Below are 21827 nucleotides of genomic sequence, written 5' to 3'. Positions count from 1 at the left end.
TGAGTCTTCACCGACCTGCTCACCACCGCCGCGGTCGGAGGTCCCGTGCCACCAGGTTCCTTGCGCCCCGAACGCGGTGGGACCTCGGGCTCTGTGGCCCGGTGCGCGTCGGGCGGAAAATCGAGGTGGCTGAACGATTTCCCGAGGAGGGGCACCATGACAGCGCTGGTGACGTCATGATCACCACCGAGAAGACCCTCGACGCCTGGCGAGGATTCCGCGGGACGGGCTGGCAGGATGACATCGACGTACGCGGGTTCATCCAGGACAACTACAAGCCCTACCAGGGAGACGCCGACTTCCTGAGCGGCGCCACCGAGCGGACCACCGGGCTGTGGCAGGGGTTGATGGACCTGTTCGCGAAGGAACGTGAATTGGGCGTCCTCGACATCGACACGCACACACCCTCGTCGATCACCGCCCACCGCCCCGGCTACCTCCACCAGAACACCGAGATCATCGTCGGTCTGCAAACCGACGCACCGCTCAAACGCGCGATCATGCCCAACGGTGGCCTGCGCATGGTGCAGGCCAGTCTCGACGCGTACGGCTACGAGATGGACCCGTTCGTGCGGAAGGTGTTCACCAAGTACCGCAAGACGCATAACGACGGGGTGTTCGACGCCTACACCGAGGAGATCCTGCGCGCACGGCGTGCCGGGATCATCACCGGGCTGCCGGACGCCTACGGGCGCGGGCGGATCATCGGCGACTACCGGCGGGTCGCGCTCTACGGCGTGGACCGGCTGGTGGAGGCCAAGAAGGCGGAACGGGCTCTCCTGGACGTGGTGCCGTCGACGGAAGCGGTGATCCGGGACCGCGAGGAACTGGCCGAGCAGGTGCGGGCGCTGGACGAACTGCGGACGATGGCCGCGAGCTACGGCGACGACATCTCCGGACCGGCGACGACCGCGCGTGAAGCCGTGCAGTGGTTGTACTACGCCTACCTCGCGGCGGTGAAGGAGCAGAACGGTGCGGCCATGTCGCTGGGGCGGACCTCGACGTTCCTGGACGTGTACCTCCAGCGCGACCTCGACGCGGGTCGGCTGACCGAGGAGCGGGCGCAGGAACTGGTCGACGACCTGGTGATCAAGCTGCGGATCGTCCGGTTCCTGCGCACCCCGGCCTACGACGAGCTGTTCTCCGGCGATCCGACGTGGGTCACCGAGAGCATCGGCGGCATGGGAGAGGACGGGCGGCCACTCGTCACCCGCACCAGCTTCCGGTTCTTGCAGACGCTCTACAACCTCGGTCCCGCACCGGAGCCGAACCTCACCGTCCTGTGGTCGCCTCGGCTGCCCGAGGGCTTCAAGAGGTTCTGCGCCGGGGTGTCGGTGGACACCAGTTCCATCCAGTACGAGAGCGACGAGCTGATCCGGCCGCGGTTCAGCGACGACACCGCGATCGCCTGCTGCGTGTCGGCCATGAAGGTCGGCGAGCAGATGCAGTTGTTCGGCGCTCGGGTGAACCTCGCGAAAGCGTTGCTGTACGCGATCAACGGTGGCCGCGACGAGATCTCCGGCGACCAGGTCGCTCCCCCGTCGCCCGCGATCACCAACGAGTACCTCGACTACGACGAGGTCCGTGTGGCTCTCGACCGGACGACGGACTGGCTGGCCAAGACCTACGTGGACGCGCTGAACATCATCCACTTCATGCACGACAAGTACTCCTACGAGCGGATCGAGATGGCGCTGCACGACCACCCGGTGCAGCGGTTGCTCGGGTGCGGCATCGCGGGCTTGTCGGTCGTCGCCGACAGCCTGTCCGCGATCAAGCACGCGCGGGTGCGGGTGGTCCGCGACGAGTCCGGGCTGGCCGTCGACTACGTCGTGGAGGGTGGTTTCCCGCGCTACGGCAACAACGACGACCGCGCCGACGACATCGCCGTCGGACTGGTCGAGGACTTCATGGCCAAGGTGCGGCGCTACCCCGCCTACCGCGACGCGGTGCACACGCAGTCGGTGCTGACGATCACCTCCAACGTCGTCTACGGCAAGCACACCGGCAACACCCCCGACGGACGTCGCGCGGGCGAGCCGTTCGCGCCCGGAGCCAACCCGATGAACGGCCGGGACCAGCACGGGATGGTCGCCGCCGCGCTGTCGGTGGCCAAGCTGCCCTACGACCAGGCGCGGGACGGGATCTCGTTGACCGCCAGCGTCACGCCCAGCGGTCTCGGCCGCACGCGGGAGGAGCGCGTGACCAACCTCGTCGGTGTGCTGGACGCCTACGTGGACGCGGGCGGCTTCCACCTCAACGCCAACGTGCTCAACCGGGAGACGCTGCTCGACGCCATGGCCCACCCGGAGAACCACCCGCAGCTGACCATCAGGGTCTCGGGGTATGCGGTGAACTTCGTGCGGCTGACACCCGAGCAGCAGCGCGACGTGATCAGCCGAACCTTCCACGGGTCGCTGTGAGCACCGGGGCGGTCCACTCGTGGGACATCGCGACCGCGGTGGACGGTCCCGGCACTCGGTTCGTCGTGTTCACCGCGGGCTGCCCGTTGCGCTGCCAGTACTGCCAGAACCCGGAGACCTGGCACGAGCGCGACGGGCAGCGCGTGTCCGTGGACGAGCTGATGGCCGAGGTGGTGAAGTACCGCCGGTTCATCGAGGTCGCCGGGGGCGGTGTGACCGTCAGCGGCGGGGAACCGCTCCTGCAGCACACGTTCGTAGGCCAACTCCTGCACCGGTGCAAGGAGTTGGGCCTGCACACGGCGCTGGACACCTCGGGGTTCCTCGGGCACCAGGCGACCGCCGAACTGCTGGCCGACACCGACCTGGTGCTGCTGGACGTCAAGTCGTGGGACCCGGCCACCTACCGGCGGGTGACCGGCGAGGAGGTCGCGCCCACGCTCGCGTTCGCCCGGCGGCTGTCGGACATGCGCAAGCCGATGTGGATCCGCTTCGTCCTGGTGCCCGGTCTGACCGACGACCGGGACAACGTCGAGGGCATCGCGGAGTTCGTCGCGTCGCTGAACGCGGTGGAGAGGGTGGACGTGCTGCCGTTCCACAAGCTCGGCGCCCCGAAGTACGCCGCGCTGGGCATCCCGTTCCCGCTCGCCGGCACGCCTACACCCGACGAGGAACTGGTCGAACGGGTACGCGGCCAGTTCCTCCGACTCGGATTGCGTGCCTGAGCAGCGACGATCGTCGTGACGGGCTGCTCGCTGCGGCGAGGCGAACAGCCCGTCACGACGACTGTCACGGTGCTGGGAACTCGGGCACAGCGGTCAGTTCGAACCCGGTCACCATCTCCGGCACGATCCGGATGGTGTGGTCCATGGTTCGGCGCACCCAGGGTTTCAGCTCCCGCTCGAAACGGGCCGCCTCGTCGACGTCGATGACGCGCTTCGCGACGCCGATCACGATCACGCTCCACCCCGTGCGCGTCACGGGATCGATCGAATCGGCCTCGTAGGCGACCACCATGCCCACGGAGGACAGGACCGCCGCGCCCAGGTGCGTCCGGATGATGATCGATCCCTTGTCGACGACGTGGTTCACCGGCCGGATGGCGGGCAGCGCGTCACGCGAGAACACGACACGTCCGAACGGGACACCGCTCATCAGGCGCAGCGACTCCGCCTCGGACAACTCCAGCAGTCCGCTCGGTTCCTCGTGGAGCGCGCTATTCATCGTGCTCGGCCGCACCGCGCAGTCCGCGTCGGCGACGGACCGCCGACGCGGATCGGGCTCGTGGTCGTGGTCGAGGTCCGTTGCCGGCACTTCGGGCCCCGACGTGCTTTCCTCGCGCTGTCCGCTCGTGCAACTCGGCTCCTGTGGTTCCTCTCGGTACCGCGGTGTCGGTGGACGGGCATTCGCCCCCCGACGCGGTGAACAGAATGGAAAGACCAGTGTCCGCAGCGCGACCAGCCACCCGGCAGAGCAGAAGGTCCCTGATGATCAAGGACCTGTGCTCTGGTGCCCAACCGGGTCGGAAGTGCAGCTCCGCTCCACCATCACTGGTTGCCCGCGCCGATGACCGCCTGCACAGCACGTGCCCGCTCGGCGGCACGGGTGTCCAGGTCCGCCAACTCCCGCGCCGTCACCACGTGCGCGTCGGGGCCGGGGTAGACGAGTGTCTCGTGGACGGAGTCAAGCCAGTGCACGACGTAAGGCGGTCCGCCGTCCTCCCGGCGAACACCCACGACCAGCCCCCTGCGTGCGGGTTTGTCGGCACCGGACCGCTCGATCACCAGCCAGTCACCGGTCTTCGCTCGCATGGTCCTCCCCTCTGTTCGGCAAGGTCGTCACGGGATGGTCAGAGCCTGGGTTGCAAGCTCTTGGCGATGGTCATGTCGCTGTCGTCCCAGCCGTAGGACAGAGTGGGCACCACGTCGACCACTCCTGGCGTGGCGCGGATGAGGCGGACAGCCAACTCGGTTTCGCTTCGCCGTTCGAGTCGCCCGCGCACGGAGACCACGCCGCGCTCGACCGCGACGTCGAAGGTGTCGGGGTCGGCCAGCAGCACGCTGTGGAAGACGTGCTGGAGCACGTCGGCGCGGATTTCCCCGTCATCGCGGAGGAACAGCCCCAACAGGTCGCGTCGCGCGACGACGCCCGCCAGCGCGCCGGCCGGATCGACCACGAACAGCCTCCGGACACCGGACCTGGCCAGTTGCCGCGCCGCGGCGCTCACAGACGCCTCCGGGGCGACGGTGATGACCGGAGAGCTCATCACCTCTCCCGCGAGGACGCCGTGTGCCTTGTGCCACCTGTCTTTGCGGGCCTTCCCGGAGAACAGCGCGGGTGACGGCGCGGCGCCACCGAGGAACTCCTCCTTGGCGAGGAGGTCCGCCTCGGACACGACACCGATCGGCCGGTTCTCCTCGTCGACCACGGGCACCGCGCTGAAGCCCTTGTCGTCCAGCAGTTCCACCAGTTCCTTGAACGGTGTGGTCCTTCGAACGGTGACCACGTCGCGGGTCATCACCTGGTCAACAGTCGGTTCTCGCATCACAACCTCCAGCAGTGGGAGCGTCCAGTTCCAGCTTGGTCTGGGTCGAGGCCGGACCGCAGTGGCCAAAGTCGGCGGAACCGGGGCGAAGGTCCCGTTCCACCGGCAGGTCAGCGCTTCAGGGGTTCGAGGTGCGCGTCGGATCGTGGCGCTGCCGGAGTGGGCGGGCCCGGTCGGGTCGGCAGGAGCACCCGCAACGCGTTGAAGATCACCGCGATGTCGATGGCCTCCTGCAGCACGGCGCCCGGTGCGGGCGCGAGCAGACCAGCCGCGGCGAAACCCATGGCCACCAGCGACAGGCCCATTCCCGCGAGTGCGCTCTGGCGGGCGATCCGGTGGGCTCGTCCGGCGATCTCGACCGCGTCGGCGAGCCCGTCGATGCGGTCGTCGAGGAGCACCACGTCGGCGGCGCGGACGGCGGCCGACGACCCCTTGCTCCCCAGGGCGACCCCGACATCCGCGGTGGCCAGCGCGGGAGCGTCGTTGAACCCGTCGCCGACCATCGCCGTGATCCTCGTCGCCTTCTCGCTCCTCACCTTCGCGACCTTGTCCGCCGGGTCGCAGTCGGCGACCACCTCGTCGAAGCCGAGGCCGTCCGCCACCTGGCGCGCGACGGCCGCCTTGTCCCCGGTGAGCAGCACGAGCCTGCTCAGACCGGCGGCGCGCAGCCGTTCCAGGGTGCGCGCGGCGTCGGATCGGATGGTGTCGCGCACGAGCAGGACGCCGACGGGTTCGCCGTCACGGGAGACCCACACGGTGCTCGCCCCGTCCGAGCGAGCTCCGGCTTCCGCGTCCCGGATCCAGTCATCCGGTCGCTGCCGCTTGGTGTCCAGTGCGCCGACGGTGACCCCGCACCCGTCCACCACGCCCGAGGTGGCCCGCCCGGAACGCTCGACCACGTCGGTCGCGGGACCCGGCCGACGTCCGGCCGCGCTTGCGGCGGCGACCACGCACGCGGCGAACACGTGGGAGGACACCTGCTCGACCGCGGCGGCGAGGCCGAGCACGTCCTCGCGCGACCACCCTGGCGCGGTCGACACCGCGGTCACCGTCGGGCGTCCCACCGTGACCGTCCCGGTTTTGTCCAGAACCGCGGTCCGGACCGTGCCGAGGACCTCCAGTGCTCGGCCGTCACGCACGACGACGCCGACCCGTGACGCCCTCGACATGCCCGCCGTCACGGCGACCGGCACGGCGAGCAGCAACGGGCACGGCGTCGCGGTCACCAGGACCGCGACCGCGACGGTGAGGTCGTCCGCCAGGAACGCCGCCACGCCCGCCACGACGAGCGCCACAGGAAGGAAGACGGCCGCGACCCGGTCCGCGAGGCGCACGGCGGGAGCGCTGGTCGCGGCGGCTTCCCGTGCCAGATCGACGACCCCGGCGTACGTGCTGTCGCGTTCGGTGGCGACCGCGCGCAGGTCGACCGATGCCCCGGCGTTGACGACCCCGCTGCGCACGCGCTCCCCCGCGACACGATCGACAGGTGCGGCCTCGCCGGTCAACGCGGACTCGTCGAGGGTGGCGGTGCCGAGCAGAACCGCGTCCACCGGTGCCACCTCACCTTGGCCGAGCACCAGGTGCTGACCGGGTCGTACCTGCTCGACCGGCACCACCCGCAGGCCGGTGCCCGTCCGCAGCCGCGCGGTTCTCGGCGCCCGGTCCAGCAGCGCCCTGAGATCACGGCCCGCTCGGCGCTGTGCGTACGCGTCGAGCGCGCGTCCACCGCCGAGCATGACCGCGACGACGGCACCGGCGAAGGGCTCCCCCACCACGACCGTGCCGACCAAAGCCAGCACGGCCAGCACATCAGCGCCGAACCGGCCCGCGCGGAGGTCCGCCACGACCCACACGACAGCCGGAAGCACAGCGATGACGGTCGCCGCGGCCCACGGCACATCGGCTCTCGGCGCTCCGACGGCCCACAGCGCGATGCCAGCGGCGAGAAGGGCGCCTGTCACGGCGAACAGCGCGAACTCGCCCGCGTACCTCCGGCTCGCGCGACTCCGCGCGCATTCGAACGAGTCCACGCGGTCGGTCGACGACGTGGCGCCGAACTCCTCGTCACCGGTCATGTCATCTGGTGTGTTGACGCGTCGACAGCGCCGCCGCGAGCTTGGCACCCCATGCCTTGGCACGATCGGCCTCACCGGGCTTCAGCGGGCCCGGCGTTCCCACGACGTGGAAGCTCTCCGCCCGCACGAGCATCGGGAAGCCCCGTCCGCGCAGCCTGCCGAGAGCTCGACGGGCCGCGGAGCCCGGCATCATGGCGATCTTGACCCGCGTGTCGAACGCGGCGACCAGCGCCGTCGAGCCCGCGGACCGCAGTTCGTCCAGCCACTCGCGCACACCGATCCCGGTGGAGACGAGGTCCCCGACAGCCTGGTCGGCGGCCGATTTGCGGGTGCTCGGCCTGCTCAGGCCGAACGCGTGGGTGGGGGCGCCGACCACCAGCAGGTCCACGTCCTCGGGCAGCACGGTCGGCGCCGAGCCGACCTCCACCACGTCCACCGCCCCCGCCCCCGCAAGCCCTTCGGCGATGGCGTTCGCGATCTTCTCCGTGTTGCCGAACATCGATTCGTACACGACCAGCACTCGCGTCATCGCGCACCTCTCCTGTCGCAGTTCTCGTTCGTCGATCGCTTGTCAGTGCCGCTGTTCGTCGCGGACCACCAGCACGGGGCACGGTGAGTGGTGCAGCAGCGCTTGGCTGGTGGATCCGAGCAGCAGTCCGGCGAAGCCGTCGCGTCCGCGCGACCCCACCACGACCAAGCGGGCGGTGTCGGAGTAGTCGACGAGGCGCTGCGCGACGTGTCCCCGTGCGACGACCCGCTCCACGGGCACGTCGGGGTACTTCTCCTGCCATCCGGCGAGGCGTTCGGACAGCAGCCGGTGGTGCTCGGCTTCCGCCTCCACCCGGTCACGCTCGTCCAGGGCGATTCCGCCGACCCACGCGGGCAGCGGGTGCCAGACGTGCACGGCGAGCAGCCGGGCGCCTTCGACGTCCGCCTGGTCGAACGCGCGTGCCAGCGCCAGCTCGCTGGCGGCTGACCCGTCGACTCCGACCACGACCGGACCAGGCCGGACCGCAGAGCCGCGGACGACCACCACCGGGCTGTGGGCGTGCGCGCTCAGGGCCATCGCCGTCGATCCGGCCATGACGCCGGTGAACCCGCCATACCCGCGCGACCCGACCACGACCTCGTAGGCCGATGCCGACGCCGCGATCAGCGCAGTGACCGGGTCGCCCTGGTCCAAGCGCACTTCGGGATGGAGGTCGGGCGCGACGTCACGGGCCGCGTCGGCGGCTTCGTGCAGCCACTGCCACGCCACGCGGTGCAGTTCGTCGCGCAGTCGTTCGGTGGGTTCGAGGTCGTCGAAGGGCAACGGGAGCTGCGCGTGCACCAAGAGGAGCCGCCGACCGCGTCGCGCGGCCTCCTTCGCTGCCCAGGCGACCGCGTCCAGCGCGGACCCGGAACCGTCGACACCGACCACGACAGCGTCCTGTTCGTTGTGGACTCTCATCTGCGTCGTCCCTCCTGATCGCTTCGCTCAACCACGGGCCAGGACGACCTTGAGGGCACCGGTCTCCTGCGGACGGCTGAACACGTCGTAGGCGGCTTCCACCTCGCCGAGCGGGAAGCGGTGGGTGATGAACCTGGTGGCGTCGAGTTGGCCGGTGGTGAGCATGCGCAGCAGGGTCGGGGTGGACCGCGTGTCCACAAGACCGGTGGTGATGGTGATGTCGCGGATCCACAGGTCTTCCAGGTGCAGCGTCGCGGGCTTGCCGTGCACGCCGATGTTGGCCAGTCGTCCGCCGGGGCGGACGAGTCGGGCGCAGAGTTCGAAGCTCTCCGGCACACCGACCGCTTCGACGACCACGTCGGCGCCCAGGCCGCCGGTCACCTCGGCGACGACCGCTTCCGGGTCGTCGGTCGCGGACACGGTGATGTCGGCGCCGAACTGCTTCGCCGCCTGGAGTCGTGGTTCCGCGAGGTCCACCGCCACGATGTGGCCGGGGCTGAACAGCTGCGCGGTCATGATCGCGGCCAGCCCGATGGGCCCCGCCCCGACGACCACCACGGTGTCACCGGGGCTTACCTGCCCGTTGAGCACGCCGACCTCGTAGGACGTCGGCAGGATGTCCGCCAGCATCAGTGCCGCCTCGTCGCTGACGCCGGGTGCGAGCAGGTGGGTCGAGGTGTCGGCGAACGGAACGCGGACGTACTCCGCCTGGGTGCCGTCGATCCGGTGGCCGAGGACCCACCCGCCACCACCGAGGCACTGGCCGTACCCACCGGTCCGGCAGTACCGGCAGCGGCCGCACGCGCTGATGCAGGAGACCAGGACCCGGTCGCCCCGCTTGATCCCGAGGACCCCGGCGCCGACCTCCTCGACAGTGCCGACAGCTTCGTGGCCGAGGATCCGGCCGGGGTCGACCGCGGGCACGTCACCCTTGAGGATGTGCAGGTCGGTCCCGCAGATGGTCACCGCGTCGACCCGGACGATCGCGTCCGAGGCGCTCTGGAGCGCGGGCCGCGGCACGTCGTCCCACGAGCGCTTACCGGGACTGTGGTACACCAAGGCCTTCATGGTCTCTCCTGTTCCGGGCGGGTTCGCCGCCGGGCGGTGGGGTTCTCCTGGTGAGAGGTGTCGTCCGTCATGTCTTCGGCGAAGAGGCCGGTGTGGCGCAACGAGGCGAATCCCCACAGCGCCAGGGTGTTCAGCACGAGCAGGGCGAGCGACCAGGGTTGCGCGGTGATGAGGGCGACCACCCCCAGCAGCGACGCGGTCGAGCCGAACCACGCGCCGAACCGCAGTGCCCTCGTGTCGACCGGGCGGTGCCAGCCGCCCACCACCGCGGCACCGATACCGAGGGTGAAGCAGGCTGCGGCAACGAAGCGGACGTCGGCGATGAACGGGACATCCCGCATTTCGAGGTGGGTGACGTAGAGCGCGGCGGCAGCGAGGACGAGGATCGTCGCCCAGGTGTCCTTCCAGTTCAGTCTCATGTGGACTCCCCGTGTCGGGCCGAGTTCCGCTGTGCTCTCAACGGTGCCGCGCCCCGGTTCGTCGGCACAGGGCCTTTGGTCCGCCCCTCGGTGAGCCGATGGGCGCGGCCGGGTCACCCGGTGGGAACGGTCGCACCCGCGGGCAGCACGACGACCGGAACGGCTGCCCTGCGCACGCACGCGTCGCTCACCGAACCGAGGACGGCCTTGCGCAGCCGCTCGCCCCGGTGGGTCGCCACGACCAGCAGGGCGGCGTCGTGCGAGTAGCGGAGGAGGACCTCTGCCGGGCCGCCTTCGACGGCGAGCTGTTCGATCGGCGGAGTCTTCCCGCGGGCGTTCACCACCGCGGCCACGGCCCTCGCCAGCTTGACTGTCGCCCACCGTGCCGCCTCCCGCAGTGCGGTGGGAGCGGTGTCCCCCAGCGGCTCGAAGACCCAGGCGTGGACGGCCCGCACACCGCAGCCGCGCAGCAGGGCCTCGTCAAGCGCCCAGCCCAGTGCGCGCTCGGCCTCGTCGGACCCGTCCACGCCGACCACGATCGGTTTAGGACCGCTCATCACGTCACTTCCCTCCGGCTCGTCCTGCCCTCACGATCTCCGACGGCCTTCGGCATGACGAGGGCAGGAAGTCACGGCGGAAGCGGACCTTCGTCACTGCCGCACCGTCCGCTTCCGGTCGACAGTGGGGACAAGGCGACGCCTCGGGACCGCTCCGGACAACGGATGTGCGCGGAGACTCCGATGTGGAGGGACGCAGTGGAGAAGTCCGGTAGGACAAAGCTCGTAGTGGTCGGTGTCGACGGGTCGCCCGCGAGCGCCGCCGCGCTGCGGTGGGCTCTGGAGGAGGCTGTTCGCCTTGGCGCGAAGGTCGAGGTGATCACGGCGCGTGAACGCGAGCTCGCGTTCACACCCGCCACGACGGCAGGTCCGCCGCAACACGGCGAGAAGCCGCATCGGCACCCGGTGCAGGAACTGCACGACCTGGTGAAGACGTCGTCGTGCCGGTGGGAGAACCCGCCGAAGATGACCGCCGTAGTCCTGGTCGGCGATCCGGTAGAGGAACTCGCGCGCTCGTCGCGCCACGCGGACCTGCTCGTACTGGGCGCGCACGGCCACGGCAAAGCCGCCGGAGTGCTCCTCGGGAGAGTGGTCTCCGGCTGCTTGCGCCGCAGCGCGTGCCCCGTCGTGGTCATTCCTCCGGGTTCGGTCCGCTGAGCCCGCGGACGCCGAGCAGCGCCCAGCGGTGGCCGGGCAACCCGTGCAGCGGCCCGCGGACGCCGCAGGTCTGCACTCCCAGCGCACGAGCCCTGAGCCGAACCGCTTGCAGGGCGGCACCCGCGCACAGCACATCCTTCCGACTGTCCCCGTCGGTGGACACAAGCAGCCCGGTCGAGCCCGCGGGCAGAGCCGCCACCATGGGCTCGGCGGCGCTGTCGACCACCCGCACCCGCGTTCCGGGCCAGCGGTCGGCCGCGATGAGGACGGACAACTCGGGAGAGCCCGGCATTCCCGGTCCGGTCAGGGCTTGATGGTCCAGCACCTCCTGCGGAGTCGGCGCCGAGTGCTCCACCGCAGTGAGCACAGCCAGCAGGTCAGGGCGGTCCACGTCGCCGGGCAGTGTCACCTCGACCCGCCATCCCGCCGCTCGGAGAGCCGTGTGGACGTTGTGCAGCACGGCGCCGCAGGTCAGCAGACGGCCGACCCCGAGCCGGTCGTGGATGGTGTGGTGCGGCAGTTCGTAGAGCGACACGCTGTGCCCGTGCGGTTCGAGCACCCACGGGTGTCCGCCGCCGTACAGCGGCGCGCGACGGGCCGCCCGCACCACCTGTTCGACCTCGTCGGTTCGCCAGGTCAGCGCATCGGCCCGCGTGCGGCACATGTCGACCACCTCCACCGACGACGGTGCCGAACACCCGTGGCCGTCGACAGTGCGCAGGGTCCCACCCCGCCGGCAGCGATGGGCCCGGCTCGACCGGGCCGTTCGCCTCTCGCCCGGTCCCTCCTGAGGCAAGAGCATCGAAGTACCCCAGACGAGGAGTTGACCACCATGAACACGGCCTCCCGGATCGTCGTCGGCATCGACGGTTCTCCAGCGAGCACCGCCGCGCTCACCTGGGCGGTCCGGCATGCGAAGACCACCGGGAGTCCAGTGCTGGCGGTGTCGGTGTGCACGTTGCGCGCCAAGCCCCCGTCCAGCTCGCCCATGCCGATCACCCGGCCGGTGGGCGAGGACCCCTTCCGCGAACAGCACGTCCGAAACCTGCGGAACGCGGTGGAGCAGGTGGATCAGGACGCCGACGGGATCGTGATCGACCAGCTCGTACCGACTGGAGATCCCGGCGCGGTGCTGGTGGAACTGTCCGCCGGTGCCGACGCGCTCGTCCTGGGCGGGCACGGCTACCGCAAGTCCGGTGTGACCGTGATCGGATCCGTGGCGGCGTACTGCCTGCGGCACGCGAGTTGCCCGGTGACCGTGGTCCCCCTGGCCGCCCTTGAAGACGGCCGACTCGCCGTGCCGGGGGCGGCGCAGGAATTCCGCTGAACACGGTGTTCGCGAAGCCTTCGCGAACAGAGCACAAGGACTCTTCTCGTCCACGATCGACACGGGCAACGTCATCACCAACGGCGTAATGTGCGCTTGGGCCAGTGGCGGTACGGCAGGCTTCAGCTTGCCCGTTTTTGGAGGTGGTGGGGGGTGCCCACGAGGATCTTCCTGGTGGACGACCACGAGATCGTCCGTCGAGGTGTCGCCGAGTTGCTGGGCGAGGAGGAGGACCTGGAGGTGATCGGCGAGGCTTCGTCGGTGACCGAGGCGCTCACCAGGGTTCCGTCCAGCGGAGCCGACGTGGCGGTGCTGGACATCAGGCTCCCTGACGGGAACGGGATCGAACTGTGCCGCGAACTGCGGTCGAAGCTGCCCGACCTGAACGTGTTGATGCTGACGTCGTTCGCCGACGACGAGGCGCTGTTCGACGCGATCATGGCCGGGGCGTCGGGTTTCGTGCTCAAGCAGATCCTCGGCGGTGATCTGGTCAACGCCGTGCGCACGGTGGCGAGCGGTCAGTCGCTGCTCGACGCGAAGTCGACGTCGGCGCTGCTGAACCGCATCCGCCGTGAACGTGAGACGGGCGATCCGCTGCGGACGCTGACCGACCAGGAGCGCACGGTGCTCGACCTCATCGGCGAGGGAATGACCAACCGGCAGATCGCTGATCGCATGTTCCTGGCCGAGAAGACCATCAAGAACTACGTGTCGCACCTGCTCGCCAAGCTGGGGATGCAACGCCGTACGCAAGCAGCCGTCTTCTCCAGCCAACTGCGTAGACCAGGTCAGCCCATCGCCGACGAGTGACCTCAGTTCAGGGACACCCGCCACGCCACGCGGGTGCCCTCACCCGGTTCGGAGTGCACCGACAGGGCGCCGCCGAACTGCTGTGCCCGGTGCTCCAGGTTGAGCAGTCCGCTGCGCGCGACGTCCACCGGTATTCCGACGCCGTCGTCCGCCACGGAAATGATCAACTGGTCCCCGGCTTCGACGGTGACGGTCAGCGATGTGGCGTTCGCGTGCCGGACCGCGTTGGTCACAGTCTCGCGGATGACCGCTTCGACGTGCTCGGCCAGCTCGTCGGACACCGAGTTGTCCACCGTTCCGGTCATCCGCACGACCGGCGAGATCTCGGTCTCCTCGGTCAGCTCGGCGATGATGTCCAGGAGTCTCCGGCGCAGGCTCGTCCCCTCGTTGCCCGCGCTCTGCAGGTCGAAGATCGACGTGCGGATCTCCCGCACGGTCTGGTCGAGTTGCTCGACCGCTGTGGTCACCCGTCCACGGACCTCCTTGTCGGTAATGCGGCGCAGGCTGCCCTGAAGGCTCATGCCGGTGACGAACAACCGCTGGATGACGTGGTCGTGCAGGTCCCGTGCAATGCGGTCGCGGTCCTCCAGCACGTCCAGCAGCCGCAGCGAACGCTGCTTCTCGGCCAGTTGCAGTGCCAAGGCCGCCTGGTCGGCGAACGACGCCAACACGGGGAGCTGATCGGCCACGAACGGCGGCTCCCCTTTGCGCCGGAGGGCGACCAGTACACCGGTGACGACCGCACCCGCTCGCAGTGGCACGGCGATACCCGCACCGAACTCGGCGATGTCCTCGCCGAGTTCGCCCGAGGTCTCGTTCACGGCGGGGGTTCCGGAGCGAAGCACGTCCTCGATGAAGGAACCCCGTTGGGGCAGGTTCGAGCCGACTATCTCGCCGATCTGCGGCCCGGCACCCGCGGTGACCAACAGCTTGCCCTCCGAGTCGAGCACGATCAGCGAGGAGTGCGCTCCCGCGAGTTCGACCGTGCGCAGGGCGATGAGCTGGAGGGCGTCCTGTGCAGAGGCACCACCGAGGAGTTCGGTGTTGATCTCCGCGGTGGCCTCCAGCCACCGTTCACGCAGTCTGGACCGCTCGAACAGCCGCGCGTTCTCGATCGCCACGCCCGCCGCGGCGGCCAGGGCTTGGAGCACCACCTCGTCGTCGGGGGTGAACTCCGCCGCGTCCTTCTTCTCGGTCATGTACAGGTTGCCGAAGATCTCGTCGCGCAGCCGGATCGGCACGCCGAGGAAGCTGTGCATCGGCGGGTGGTTGGGCGGGAAGCCCACCGACGCGTCGTGCTTGCTCAGGTCCAGCAATCGCAATGCTCGCGGATCCTTGATCAGCAGGCCCAGCAGGCCCTTGCCCTCCGGCAGGTGCCCCATGTGGGACCGCGTCTCCGCGTCGATACCCTCGTACACGAACTCCGACAGGTCGTCCCTGTTGCCCAGCACCCCCAGAGCCCCGTACCGCGCCCCGACCAGGTCCACGGCGGCCTGCACGATCCGTTGCAGGGTCGAGTCCAGTTCCAGGCCCGACCCCACAGCGAGGACGGCGTCGAGCAGGCTCTGCATCTGGTCGCGTGACGCCGCGATCTCCGTGAGCCGGTCCTGGACCTCGCCGAGCAGCTCGTCCAACCGCAGCCCGGTGAGGGTCACCTTCGCCCCACCACCCAGATCGGATTCGTGAATCATCCTTGCTTCTCCCCTTCGGCGCACGAACACAAGCGATGATCCTCGAAGCTTGGCACGAGCAAGCTGGGGAAACCAGTTTGCTAACGCTCCATAAGCGTTTCACGATGGATGTCCCTGCCATCAAAGGACCTTCGTCGGTGTGCGCCTCGAACCCGACCTACGACAGTGGGAATCGACAAGTAAAGGCACTCCCTTCGACGAGGTGAAAAATGATGAGCACGGTGCCACCTACTTTGGGGCTGGCGGAGGACGACGTCCGCGGCGTGCTCGAAGCCGCTTCCCTGGCTCCTTCCATCCACAACAGCCAGCCGTGGCGGTTCGCGTTGCACCCCGACCGGGTCGAACTGCGCTTCGACCCGAGGAGGCGGTTGCCCGCGACGGATCCCGAGTCCCGCGAACTGCGCTTGTCCTGCGGTGCGGCTCTGCTGAACGTGCGTCTCGCGCTGCAGGGTTTGGGCATCCGCCCCCTCGTCACGTTGCTTCCGGGTCGTGACGCAGACGGAGCGCTCGCGGTCGTCCGACGCGGGGGCCACTTCACCCCGACCGGCGAATCCCGAGCGCTGCTCAAAGCGGTGGAGTCCCGCAGGACCAACCGCCGCCCGTTCTTCGACAACGCGGTTCCCCCCGGCCACCGGCAGCAGATGGTCCGCGCGGCAGAGCTCGAACGGTCCTGGCTGCACGTGGTGAGCACCCGTGAGGAGAAGGCACGCCTGCGCACCCTGATCCAGCGGGCACACCAGGAGCAGCTGGCCGATCCCCTCGTGCAGGCCGAGTTGTCCGAATGGACGGGCGGTCGTGCCGATGCGGGTCACGGCGTGCCGCCGGGCTCGGCAGGTCCGACACCCGCGCCGCAGGACGAATGGGCACTGCGCGACTTCTCCCCCGGCACCCCGGTGGAACGATCATCGGGCAAGGACTACGAACCGGACCCCTTCATCGTCGTGCTCTGCTCGTTCTACGACGGCCCGCTGGCCGAGATCCAAGCGGGGCAGGCGTTACAGCGCGTGCTGCTGGCGGCGACCACACTCGGTCTGTCGGCCTCCTTCATGTCGCAGGCTGTGGAGGTGCGCAAGGTGCGCGAGGACCTGCGCCGCGTGCTCGGCGGATCGCTGTTCCCCCAAACGGTGCTGCGCCTGGGATTCGGGTCGCCGGTCCCACCGAGCCCACGCATGCCGATCGAAGAGCTGATCCTGTCGACGTGCGGCGTCGAGCCGACGTCCTGACCGTTCGGTCCCGACCCACAGGGACTTTCGTCCCGTCATTCGTGGCCCGGCGAGCACGTCCGGCGGGAGCGCCGTCACGCGACCGTTGACCATGCCAGGGCCGTACGAACACTGGAGCGCTCATGCACGACACCCCGAGTCCGGAGCACCGTGTCGAGGCAGACGGTCAGCACCCGTCCGTGGTGATGGGCAACGACGGATCCCACTGGGAGCAGGTCGCGCGGCAGTGGGCCGCGGAGCAGGCTTGGCGCACGGGCTCCAGGTTGGACGTCCGGCTGTGGAACAGGTTGTCCGAGGTCCCGGACACCGTGCCGGACAACGGCGGGCTCCACTGGGCTGCCGATGCTGCGGGTGAGCGTGCACGAGTCCGGTCCCGACCCCCGTGCGGGACCTGGAAGCGGCGGGACGCGCCGCACGCCTGGTCGTGGTCGGCTACCGGGGGCACTCGGCGAGTTCCCTCCGCCTCGGCGGAATGGTGCTGCCGCTGATCCGCCGGTCGACGTGCGACACCGTCGTCGTCCGGGGCAGGCCGTCGGCGGTGCACGGCGACAGCACGAGGCCGTCGCCCGCTGCACCGACAGCATCGGCGCGGGAGACCACCTGGTCACGACCGGTCGCTGCGGCTCGGTGACCAGTGCCGCCCTGCACCAGACCCCGTGCCCTGTCCTGGTCGTGCACCGAACCCGCGTGCCCGAACCGCGCCGGGAACAGGAGCGCCTGGTCGCGGTGAGCGCCCGTGGCGGTGCGGAACGACCAACAGGCAGACCGGCCACCGTGCCCGATCCAGACCGATGTCACGGAGGACAAGGGACCTCAGTGCCTCCGAAGAGGACCTTCGACTCTCCACTCTCCCTTCCCCGCGAGGGAATCTGGAAATCAGATCCACCACGACCGCAGATCGGGAGGACTCCGCGATGCCGCAGGACGCACCGGACCGCAGGACCGTCGAGGCAGTGGTCGCACTCGCGACGCGTGCTCCGTCGGTCCACAACACCCAGCCGTGGCGGTGGGCCACCGGCGACAGCTCGGTGCACCTGTTCGCCGATCCCGACCGGAGCCTGCCCGCCATCGACCCCGACGGCCGAGATCTGCTGATCAGCTGCGGCGCCGCACTGCACCACCTGCGGGTCGGTTTCGCCGCGCTCGGGTGGGCCACCGAGGTGCGGCACCTGCCCAATCCGGCGGAGCCGGACCACCTGGCCGCGATCACGTTCTGCCCGCGGCAGGCGACCGCCGCCGACATCGCGCTGGCCGCCGCCATCCCCCACCGCCGCACCGACCGCAGGCGCTTCAGCTCCTGGCCCGTGCCCACCGACGTGCTGGACGTCCTGGCCGAGAGCGCCGCCCGCCAAGGGGTGATCGCCGTGGCGGCCACGGATCCGGAGGACCGGTTCCGGCTGACATCGGCGATCACGCTGGCGTCGTGGCGCCAGGGCATGGACCCGGCCTACGAGAGCGAACTCGCCGCGTGGGCCGGACGTGGCTTCGCTGCCGAGGACGGCGTGCCCGCGGCGAACACCCCGTCCGACTCCGTTCAGCACGGTGACGTCGCGATGAGGACCTTTCCCGGCGGTGCTCTCGACGTGGCCTCGGACGGGAGCGAGGACGACGCGGGCGAACTGCTCGTGCTCGCCACCTCGGCCGACGACCGGGTGTCCCGGCTGCGCGCGGGCGAGGCGTTGAGCGCCGTCCTGCTGGCCGCGACCGACTTCCGGCTCGCCACCTGCCCGTTGAGCCAGGCGACCGAGTTCGCCGCCACCAGGGAGGCGTTGCACGAGGGCGTGCTCGGCGCCGTGGCCGTGCCGCAGATCGTGCTCCGGGTCGGTTGGGCGCCGGTCGGCGGCGAACCGCTCCCGGCCACACCCCGCCGCCCTGCCGCCGACGTGCTCGGCGACTACCCGTCGGCACGAGCAGCACACCTGGGAGGTACCCGATGAACGACCGCTCCGGCCACGAAGAACCGGTGGTCGTCATGATCACGCCGCGGCAGGACGCGGTCCGGTGGGCGGCCGCGTACGCCCACCGTCGCGGGTCGTCGCTGCGGGTCCTGCACGTCTCGCCGCGCGTCCCCTCCCTCGTGGAGGAGCTCCGGGCCTCGTTCCCCGGTCTGCCGATCGAGCACCGACTGGTGGCGGAGGCGATCGGGGACGCGCTGGTCGACGAGTCCGAGCACGCCCACGCGATCGTCGTCGCCGATTCGGGAGAACTGGTGTTCGAGGGCGAGTCGGTGGTGACCGCCTTGAGCGCACTCGCCCGGTGCCCCGTGATCAGCGTCCCGCCGGGTGCCGTGTGGCACGACTCCGCGGCGCCCGTGATCGTCGGGGCGCACCACCTGGAGAGGACGCCGCAGAAGCTCGAGTTCGCCTTCGCCGAAGCCGATCGGCTGGGCACGGGGGTCCGGCTGGTGCGGTGCACGACGCCACGGCGAGCGACCGACGACCTGGACGAGGTGCTCGGAGCGCTCGTCGAGCGCTACCCCGACGTACCGGTGCACTCCGAGGTCCTCGGCGCGTCGGCGTCGAGCGCGCTGGCGTGGCACTCCCACTTCGGCTCGATGGTCGTCCTGGGTTCGCGGCGGGGAGGCCCCGTGCGCGGCGCCCTGTCCAGGTCGATCAGCCGTGCGGTCCTGCGGCACGGGTCGAGCCCCGTCGTGGTGATCGGCAGGCACGCACGTCGCACGTCCCCGGTGGTCACCGAACTCGGCAGCGCGAGGAGCTAGGTCATGCGAGCGGAAGACATCATGTCCAGCCCGGTGGTCACCGTCCGGCCCGACACGCCGGTCAAGGCGGCCATCGGCCTGATCACCTCCCACGGCTACACCGCGCTCCCGGTCGTGGAGGACGACGACCGGCTGGTCGGCATCGTCACCGAGGCCGATCTGGTCCGCGACCGCGTCATCCGCGACCCCCGCACGCTCATCTGGCGGGACGAGGCCCCGACCTCCCCACCGCCGCAGACCGTCGGCGAGGTCATGACCGCTCCGGCGATCGCCGTCCGCCGTTCCGCCGACGCGGCCGAGGTGGCGAAGGTGCTGCTCGACAAGCGCATCCGCTGCGCGCCCGTCGTGGACGGAGCCGAACTGGTCGGCATCATCAGCCGCCGCGACCTCCTCGCCACGCTGGCCCGCGACGACCTGGCGATCGTGGCCGACGTCAGGCGCGTGCTGGCCAAGTACGGCGGTCACGGCCGCTGGGTCGTGTCGGTCCAGGACGGGGTCGTGGTCGTGGTCGACGAGTTCGACAACCACGACGACAGGCACGTCGCCGCCGTCCTGGCGCAGAGCGTGCCCGGTGTTCAGGCGGTCACGGTGAGGTCGAGGCACGACGAGAAGGTGTGAGCACGTCCGGCTGCCCCTTGGTCGACCCTCCGTCGGCCAAGGGGACAGCGCTGTCGGCCGGTTCACCGTTCGTCGCACCCGATTTCGCCTGTGCTCGTCCACCGCCCCCGGCAGCAGGCGAACTAGCGCGGCGGCGTGATCGGCCTGTCCGCGTGACTCCAGCCATCCGAGAGCCGCACCCCTCCCCTCCCGGATGGAGATGACGACCAGGCCGGGGTCGATGCGGAGTCACGGAGCACGCGGCGCACGTCGGTTCGGATGTCGTCGTCCTCCCGGAGGTTGTCCCGGAGCAGGTCACGACGTGCCAGCACGCCGTCCCGGCCGACGACGAACAGCCGCCGCACGGTCGACTGGGCGAGCAGGCCGAACGCCTCACTCACGAGCGCCTCGGGGTCGATGACGATCGCGGGTGCGGTCATCACGTGGCTCGCGGTGGCGCCGAAAGCCTTGGGCCAGCGCGTCCGCTCGCCGTCAACCGTCGGCGTGGGAACGCCGCCACCCGGTACTCCCGGTTGGCGAGCAGGTCCGCCTCGGACACCACGCCCGCATTACGGCCGCCGTCGAGCACCGCCTCCACCTCCCGTCATACCGCGAACCGGGCCTTGTCGATCTCGTGAGCGATCTCGACGTCCTCCCGCGCCTCGACCACGAGGACCCGCGTCCGGGCACCATCCGGGCTGATCACCCGGTCCCCGACGCCGAGCCCGGCGTCCGGTGCGACCGCGAGGCCGAGGTGCGTCAGACCGTCGAGGAGTTCGGCCACCAGCGCGGGCTCGTGCTCGGCCACGCCTCCCGTGAGCACGAGGGCGTCGAGGCGGTCCAGCGACACGCGCTCCGCGGCGATCTCGCGGCGCAGCCGGTGCAGGTACACGCGGATCGCCAAGTCCGCGTGCTCGTCGCCCGCCGCACGCGCCGCGAGGACCTGCCGCACGTCACCACTGGTCCCGGACATCCCGGCGAGGCCGGAACGGTAGTTCAGCGCCGACTCCACCTCGGCCGTCGACAGCCCGCCGACGCGCAGGACGTGCAGCAGCAGTCCGGGGTCGAGGCCACCTGACCGCGTCGCCATCGCGACGCCGTCCAGCGGCGTGAAGCCCATCGAGGTGTCGACTCCACGGCCTCCCGAGATCGCCGTGACCGAGACACCGGCGCCGATGTGGCAGCAGATCAGGTTCAGCTCCTCCGTGGCGCGGCCCAGCATGCCTGCCGCGGTCCTGAGCGCGTAGGCGCAGGACAGGCCGTGGAAACCGTAGCGGCGCAAGCCGAATCGCTCGGTCCACTCCCGCGGCACCGGATAGGTCGTGGCGTGCGCGGGCATCCCGGTGTGGAAGGACGTGTCGAAGCACCCGAACACGGGCACACCCGGCAGCAGGTCGGCGGTCATCCGCGCCAGTGCCAGGGATCTGGGCTGGTGCAGCGGGGCGAGCGGGACCAACTCCTCCAGTGCGCGCAACTGGTCGTCGTCGAGCAGGTGGGGCCCATCGCGGTCGGCGCCGTGCACGATCCGAACGCCGACCGCGTCCACCGGACCGGAGACCGCCAGGACGTCCTGGAGCGGCCGCGGATCCGGTGAGCCGTCCCAGTTCTCCACCGTCCGCGCGGCCACCTGGAGGCCACCGTCCACGATGGACAGCTTGAGGCTGGAGGAGCCGGGGTTGACGACCAGGGTCCGCATCAGCGGTTCCAGGTCCACTCGCGGATCTCCGGGAGGTCCTCGCCGGTGCGGCGGATGTGGTTGTGGTGCGCCGTGCGCCGGTCCCGCAGGTGCTGCCGCAGGTGGCCGATCCGGCCCGCCACCCTCGGCACCCGTTCCAATGCGGCCAGCGCGAGGGTGTAGCGGTCGATCTCGTTGAGCACGCACATGTCGAACGGCGTGGTGGTCGTGCCGTTCTCGTGGAAGCCGTGCACGTGCATCCGGTCGTGGCCGGGGCGGCGGTAGGTGAGGCGGTGGATCAGCCACGGGTAGCCGTGGTAGGCGAAGACCACCGGGGCCGTAGCGGTGAAGATCTCCTGGTAGTCCTTGTCGGAGATGCCGTGCGGGTGCAGTTCGGCGGGAGCGAGCCTGGCGAGGTCGACCACGTTGACGACGCGGATGCGCAGATCGGGCACGAGACCGAGCAGGACTTCCACAGTGGCCAGGGTTTCCTGCGTCGGCACGTCGCCGGCGCAGGCCAGCACGACGTCGGTGTCGCCTTCGGTGTCGGTGCTCGCCCAGCTCCACACGCCGAGTCCCTGCTCGCAGTGCGCG

Annotated in this window: 25 protein-coding genes; 9 read left to right on the top strand and 16 right to left on the bottom strand. The window is 70.2% G+C overall.

Translation table 11 applies throughout. The annotated features are described in order from the left end of the window. Positions 1-176 precede the first annotated feature (176 nt). Positions 177-2423 carry a formate C-acetyltransferase gene (gene pflB, locus NZH93_RS43265; protein ID WP_259629156.1) on the top strand — a complete coding sequence of 749 codons (2247 nt, stop codon included), beginning with the start codon at positions 177-179 and terminating at the stop codon, positions 2421-2423. Continuing rightward, positions 2420-3145, top strand: coding sequence for a pyruvate formate-lyase-activating protein (pflA, locus tag NZH93_RS43260; RefSeq protein ID WP_259629155.1), 726 nt, complete (start codon positions 2420-2422; stop codon positions 3143-3145). Before pflB ends, pflA begins: the two co-directional genes overlap by 4 nt. Before the next feature lie 64 nt (positions 3146-3209). On the opposite strand, the gene NZH93_RS43255 is transcribed toward pflA, so the two are convergent. From NZH93_RS43255 to NZH93_RS43215, 9 genes are all read right to left on the bottom strand, one after another. Further along, the gene (locus NZH93_RS43255; protein WP_259629154.1) at positions 3210-3734 is read right to left on the bottom strand and encodes a pyridoxamine 5'-phosphate oxidase family protein; all 525 of its coding nucleotides are present in this window, start codon (positions 3732-3734) and stop codon (positions 3210-3212) included. A gap of 233 nt (positions 3735-3967) precedes the next feature. Continuing rightward, a complete protein-coding gene (locus NZH93_RS43250; protein ID WP_259629153.1) occupies positions 3968-4231 on the bottom strand; it encodes a DUF1918 domain-containing protein in 264 nt (87 codons plus the stop codon). Positions 4232-4269: 38 nt separating this feature from the next. Further along, complete coding sequence (locus NZH93_RS43245) at positions 4270-4965, bottom strand: CBS domain-containing protein (RefSeq protein ID WP_259629152.1); 696 nt, start codon at positions 4963-4965, stop codon at positions 4270-4272. Positions 4966-5075: 110 nt separating this feature from the next. Continuing rightward, complete coding sequence (locus NZH93_RS43240) at positions 5076-7040, bottom strand: heavy metal translocating P-type ATPase (protein WP_259629151.1); 1965 nt, start codon at positions 7038-7040, stop codon at positions 5076-5078. Position 7041: 1 nt separating this feature from the next. Beyond that, positions 7042-7569: a flavodoxin family protein gene (locus NZH93_RS43235; RefSeq protein ID WP_259629150.1), complete on the bottom strand. Its 528-nt coding sequence runs from the start codon at positions 7567-7569 to the stop codon at positions 7042-7044. A gap of 42 nt (positions 7570-7611) precedes the next feature. Next, a complete protein-coding gene (locus NZH93_RS43230) occupies positions 7612-8490 on the bottom strand; it encodes a universal stress protein (RefSeq protein WP_259629149.1) in 879 nt (292 codons plus the stop codon). A 27-nt stretch (positions 8491-8517) separates the two neighbouring features. Continuing rightward, positions 8518-9558 carry a zinc-dependent alcohol dehydrogenase family protein gene (locus NZH93_RS43225; RefSeq protein ID WP_259629148.1) on the bottom strand — a complete coding sequence of 347 codons (1041 nt, stop codon included), beginning with the start codon at positions 9556-9558 and terminating at the stop codon, positions 8518-8520. Then, positions 9555-9977, bottom strand: coding sequence for a hypothetical protein (locus NZH93_RS43220; protein ID WP_259629147.1), 423 nt, complete (start codon positions 9975-9977; stop codon positions 9555-9557). Before NZH93_RS43220 ends, NZH93_RS43225 begins: the two co-directional genes overlap by 4 nt. 113 nt (positions 9978-10090) lie before the next feature. Further along, entirely contained in the window at positions 10091-10534 is a 444-nt protein-coding gene (locus tag NZH93_RS43215; RefSeq protein ID WP_259629146.1) for a universal stress protein, read from the bottom strand. 183 nt (positions 10535-10717) lie between these two features. On the opposite strand from NZH93_RS43215, the gene NZH93_RS43210 reads away from it, so the two are divergent. Then, complete coding sequence (locus tag NZH93_RS43210) at positions 10718-11191, top strand: universal stress protein (protein ID WP_259629145.1); 474 nt, start codon at positions 10718-10720, stop codon at positions 11189-11191. Here the strand turns inward: NZH93_RS43210 and NZH93_RS43205 are convergent. Then, positions 11166-11855, bottom strand: a complete 690-nt coding sequence (locus NZH93_RS43205; protein ID WP_259629144.1) for a hypothetical protein — start codon at positions 11853-11855, stop codon at positions 11166-11168. The two genes, NZH93_RS43210 and NZH93_RS43205, sit on opposite strands and share 26 nt — an antisense overlap. 168 nt (positions 11856-12023) lie before the next feature. On the opposite strand from NZH93_RS43205, the gene NZH93_RS43200 reads away from it, so the two are divergent. Both NZH93_RS43200 and NZH93_RS43195 read left to right on the top strand, forming a co-directional pair. Continuing rightward, positions 12024-12518: a universal stress protein gene (locus NZH93_RS43200; protein ID WP_259629143.1), complete on the top strand. Its 495-nt coding sequence runs from the start codon at positions 12024-12026 to the stop codon at positions 12516-12518. A 153-nt stretch (positions 12519-12671) separates the two neighbouring features. Beyond that, on the top strand, positions 12672-13328 hold the full coding sequence (locus NZH93_RS43195; RefSeq protein ID WP_259629142.1) for a response regulator: 657 nt from the start codon (positions 12672-12674) through the stop codon (positions 13326-13328). A gap of 2 nt (positions 13329-13330) precedes the next feature. On the opposite strand, the gene NZH93_RS43190 is transcribed toward NZH93_RS43195, so the two are convergent. Further along, positions 13331-15019, bottom strand: a complete 1689-nt coding sequence (locus NZH93_RS43190; protein ID WP_259629141.1) for a sensor histidine kinase — start codon at positions 15017-15019, stop codon at positions 13331-13333. A 212-nt stretch (positions 15020-15231) separates the two neighbouring features. On the opposite strand from NZH93_RS43190, the gene NZH93_RS43185 reads away from it, so the two are divergent. After that, entirely contained in the window at positions 15232-16242 is a 1011-nt protein-coding gene (locus NZH93_RS43185) for an Acg family FMN-binding oxidoreductase (RefSeq protein ID WP_259629140.1), read from the top strand. 166 nt (positions 16243-16408) lie between these two features. Here NZH93_RS43185 and NZH93_RS43180 read toward each other — a convergent pair whose 3' ends face one another. Both NZH93_RS43180 and NZH93_RS43175 read right to left on the bottom strand, forming a co-directional pair. Next, a complete protein-coding gene (locus NZH93_RS43180; protein ID WP_259629139.1) occupies positions 16409-16561 on the bottom strand; it encodes a hypothetical protein in 153 nt (50 codons plus the stop codon). Positions 16562-16674: 113 nt separating this feature from the next. Further along, entirely contained in the window at positions 16675-17040 is a 366-nt protein-coding gene (locus NZH93_RS43175; RefSeq protein ID WP_259629138.1) for a hypothetical protein, read from the bottom strand. Positions 17041-17156: 116 nt separating this feature from the next. Between NZH93_RS43175 and NZH93_RS43170 the strand changes: the two genes are divergently transcribed. Genes NZH93_RS43170 through NZH93_RS43160 form a run of 3 tightly spaced genes read left to right on the top strand, consistent with a single transcriptional unit; the run spans position 17157 to position 19579 of the window. Beyond that, complete coding sequence (locus NZH93_RS43170) at positions 17157-18179, top strand: Acg family FMN-binding oxidoreductase (RefSeq protein ID WP_259629137.1); 1023 nt, start codon at positions 17157-17159, stop codon at positions 18177-18179. After that, positions 18176-18961: a universal stress protein gene (locus tag NZH93_RS43165; RefSeq protein WP_259629136.1), complete on the top strand. Its 786-nt coding sequence runs from the start codon at positions 18176-18178 to the stop codon at positions 18959-18961. The genes NZH93_RS43170 and NZH93_RS43165 overlap by 4 nt, the downstream gene beginning before the upstream one ends. A 3-nt stretch (positions 18962-18964) precedes the next feature. After that, complete coding sequence (locus NZH93_RS43160; protein WP_259629135.1) at positions 18965-19579, top strand: CBS domain-containing protein; 615 nt, start codon at positions 18965-18967, stop codon at positions 19577-19579. Positions 19580-19701: 122 nt separating this feature from the next. On the opposite strand, the gene NZH93_RS43155 is transcribed toward NZH93_RS43160, so the two are convergent. The 3 genes from NZH93_RS43155 to NZH93_RS43145 all read right to left on the bottom strand — a co-directional run. Beyond that, positions 19702-19998, bottom strand: coding sequence for a CBS domain-containing protein (locus NZH93_RS43155; protein WP_259629134.1), 297 nt, complete (start codon positions 19996-19998; stop codon positions 19702-19704). A 164-nt stretch (positions 19999-20162) separates the two neighbouring features. Beyond that, complete coding sequence (locus NZH93_RS43150; protein ID WP_259629213.1) at positions 20163-21254, bottom strand: acetate/propionate family kinase; 1092 nt, start codon at positions 21252-21254, stop codon at positions 20163-20165. Continuing rightward, the coding region (locus tag NZH93_RS43145; protein WP_505011384.1) for a phosphoketolase family protein at positions 21254-21827 on the bottom strand (574 nt) is incomplete at its 5' end. The genes NZH93_RS43145 and NZH93_RS43150, both read right to left, overlap by 1 nt.

The sequence above is a fragment of the Umezawaea endophytica genome (assembly GCF_025061645.1).
Lineage (GTDB): Bacteria > Actinomycetota > Actinomycetes > Mycobacteriales > Pseudonocardiaceae > Umezawaea > Umezawaea endophytica.
Note: the sequence above shows the minus strand (reverse complement) of the source record. Positions and strands in the feature narration are given on the sequence as shown.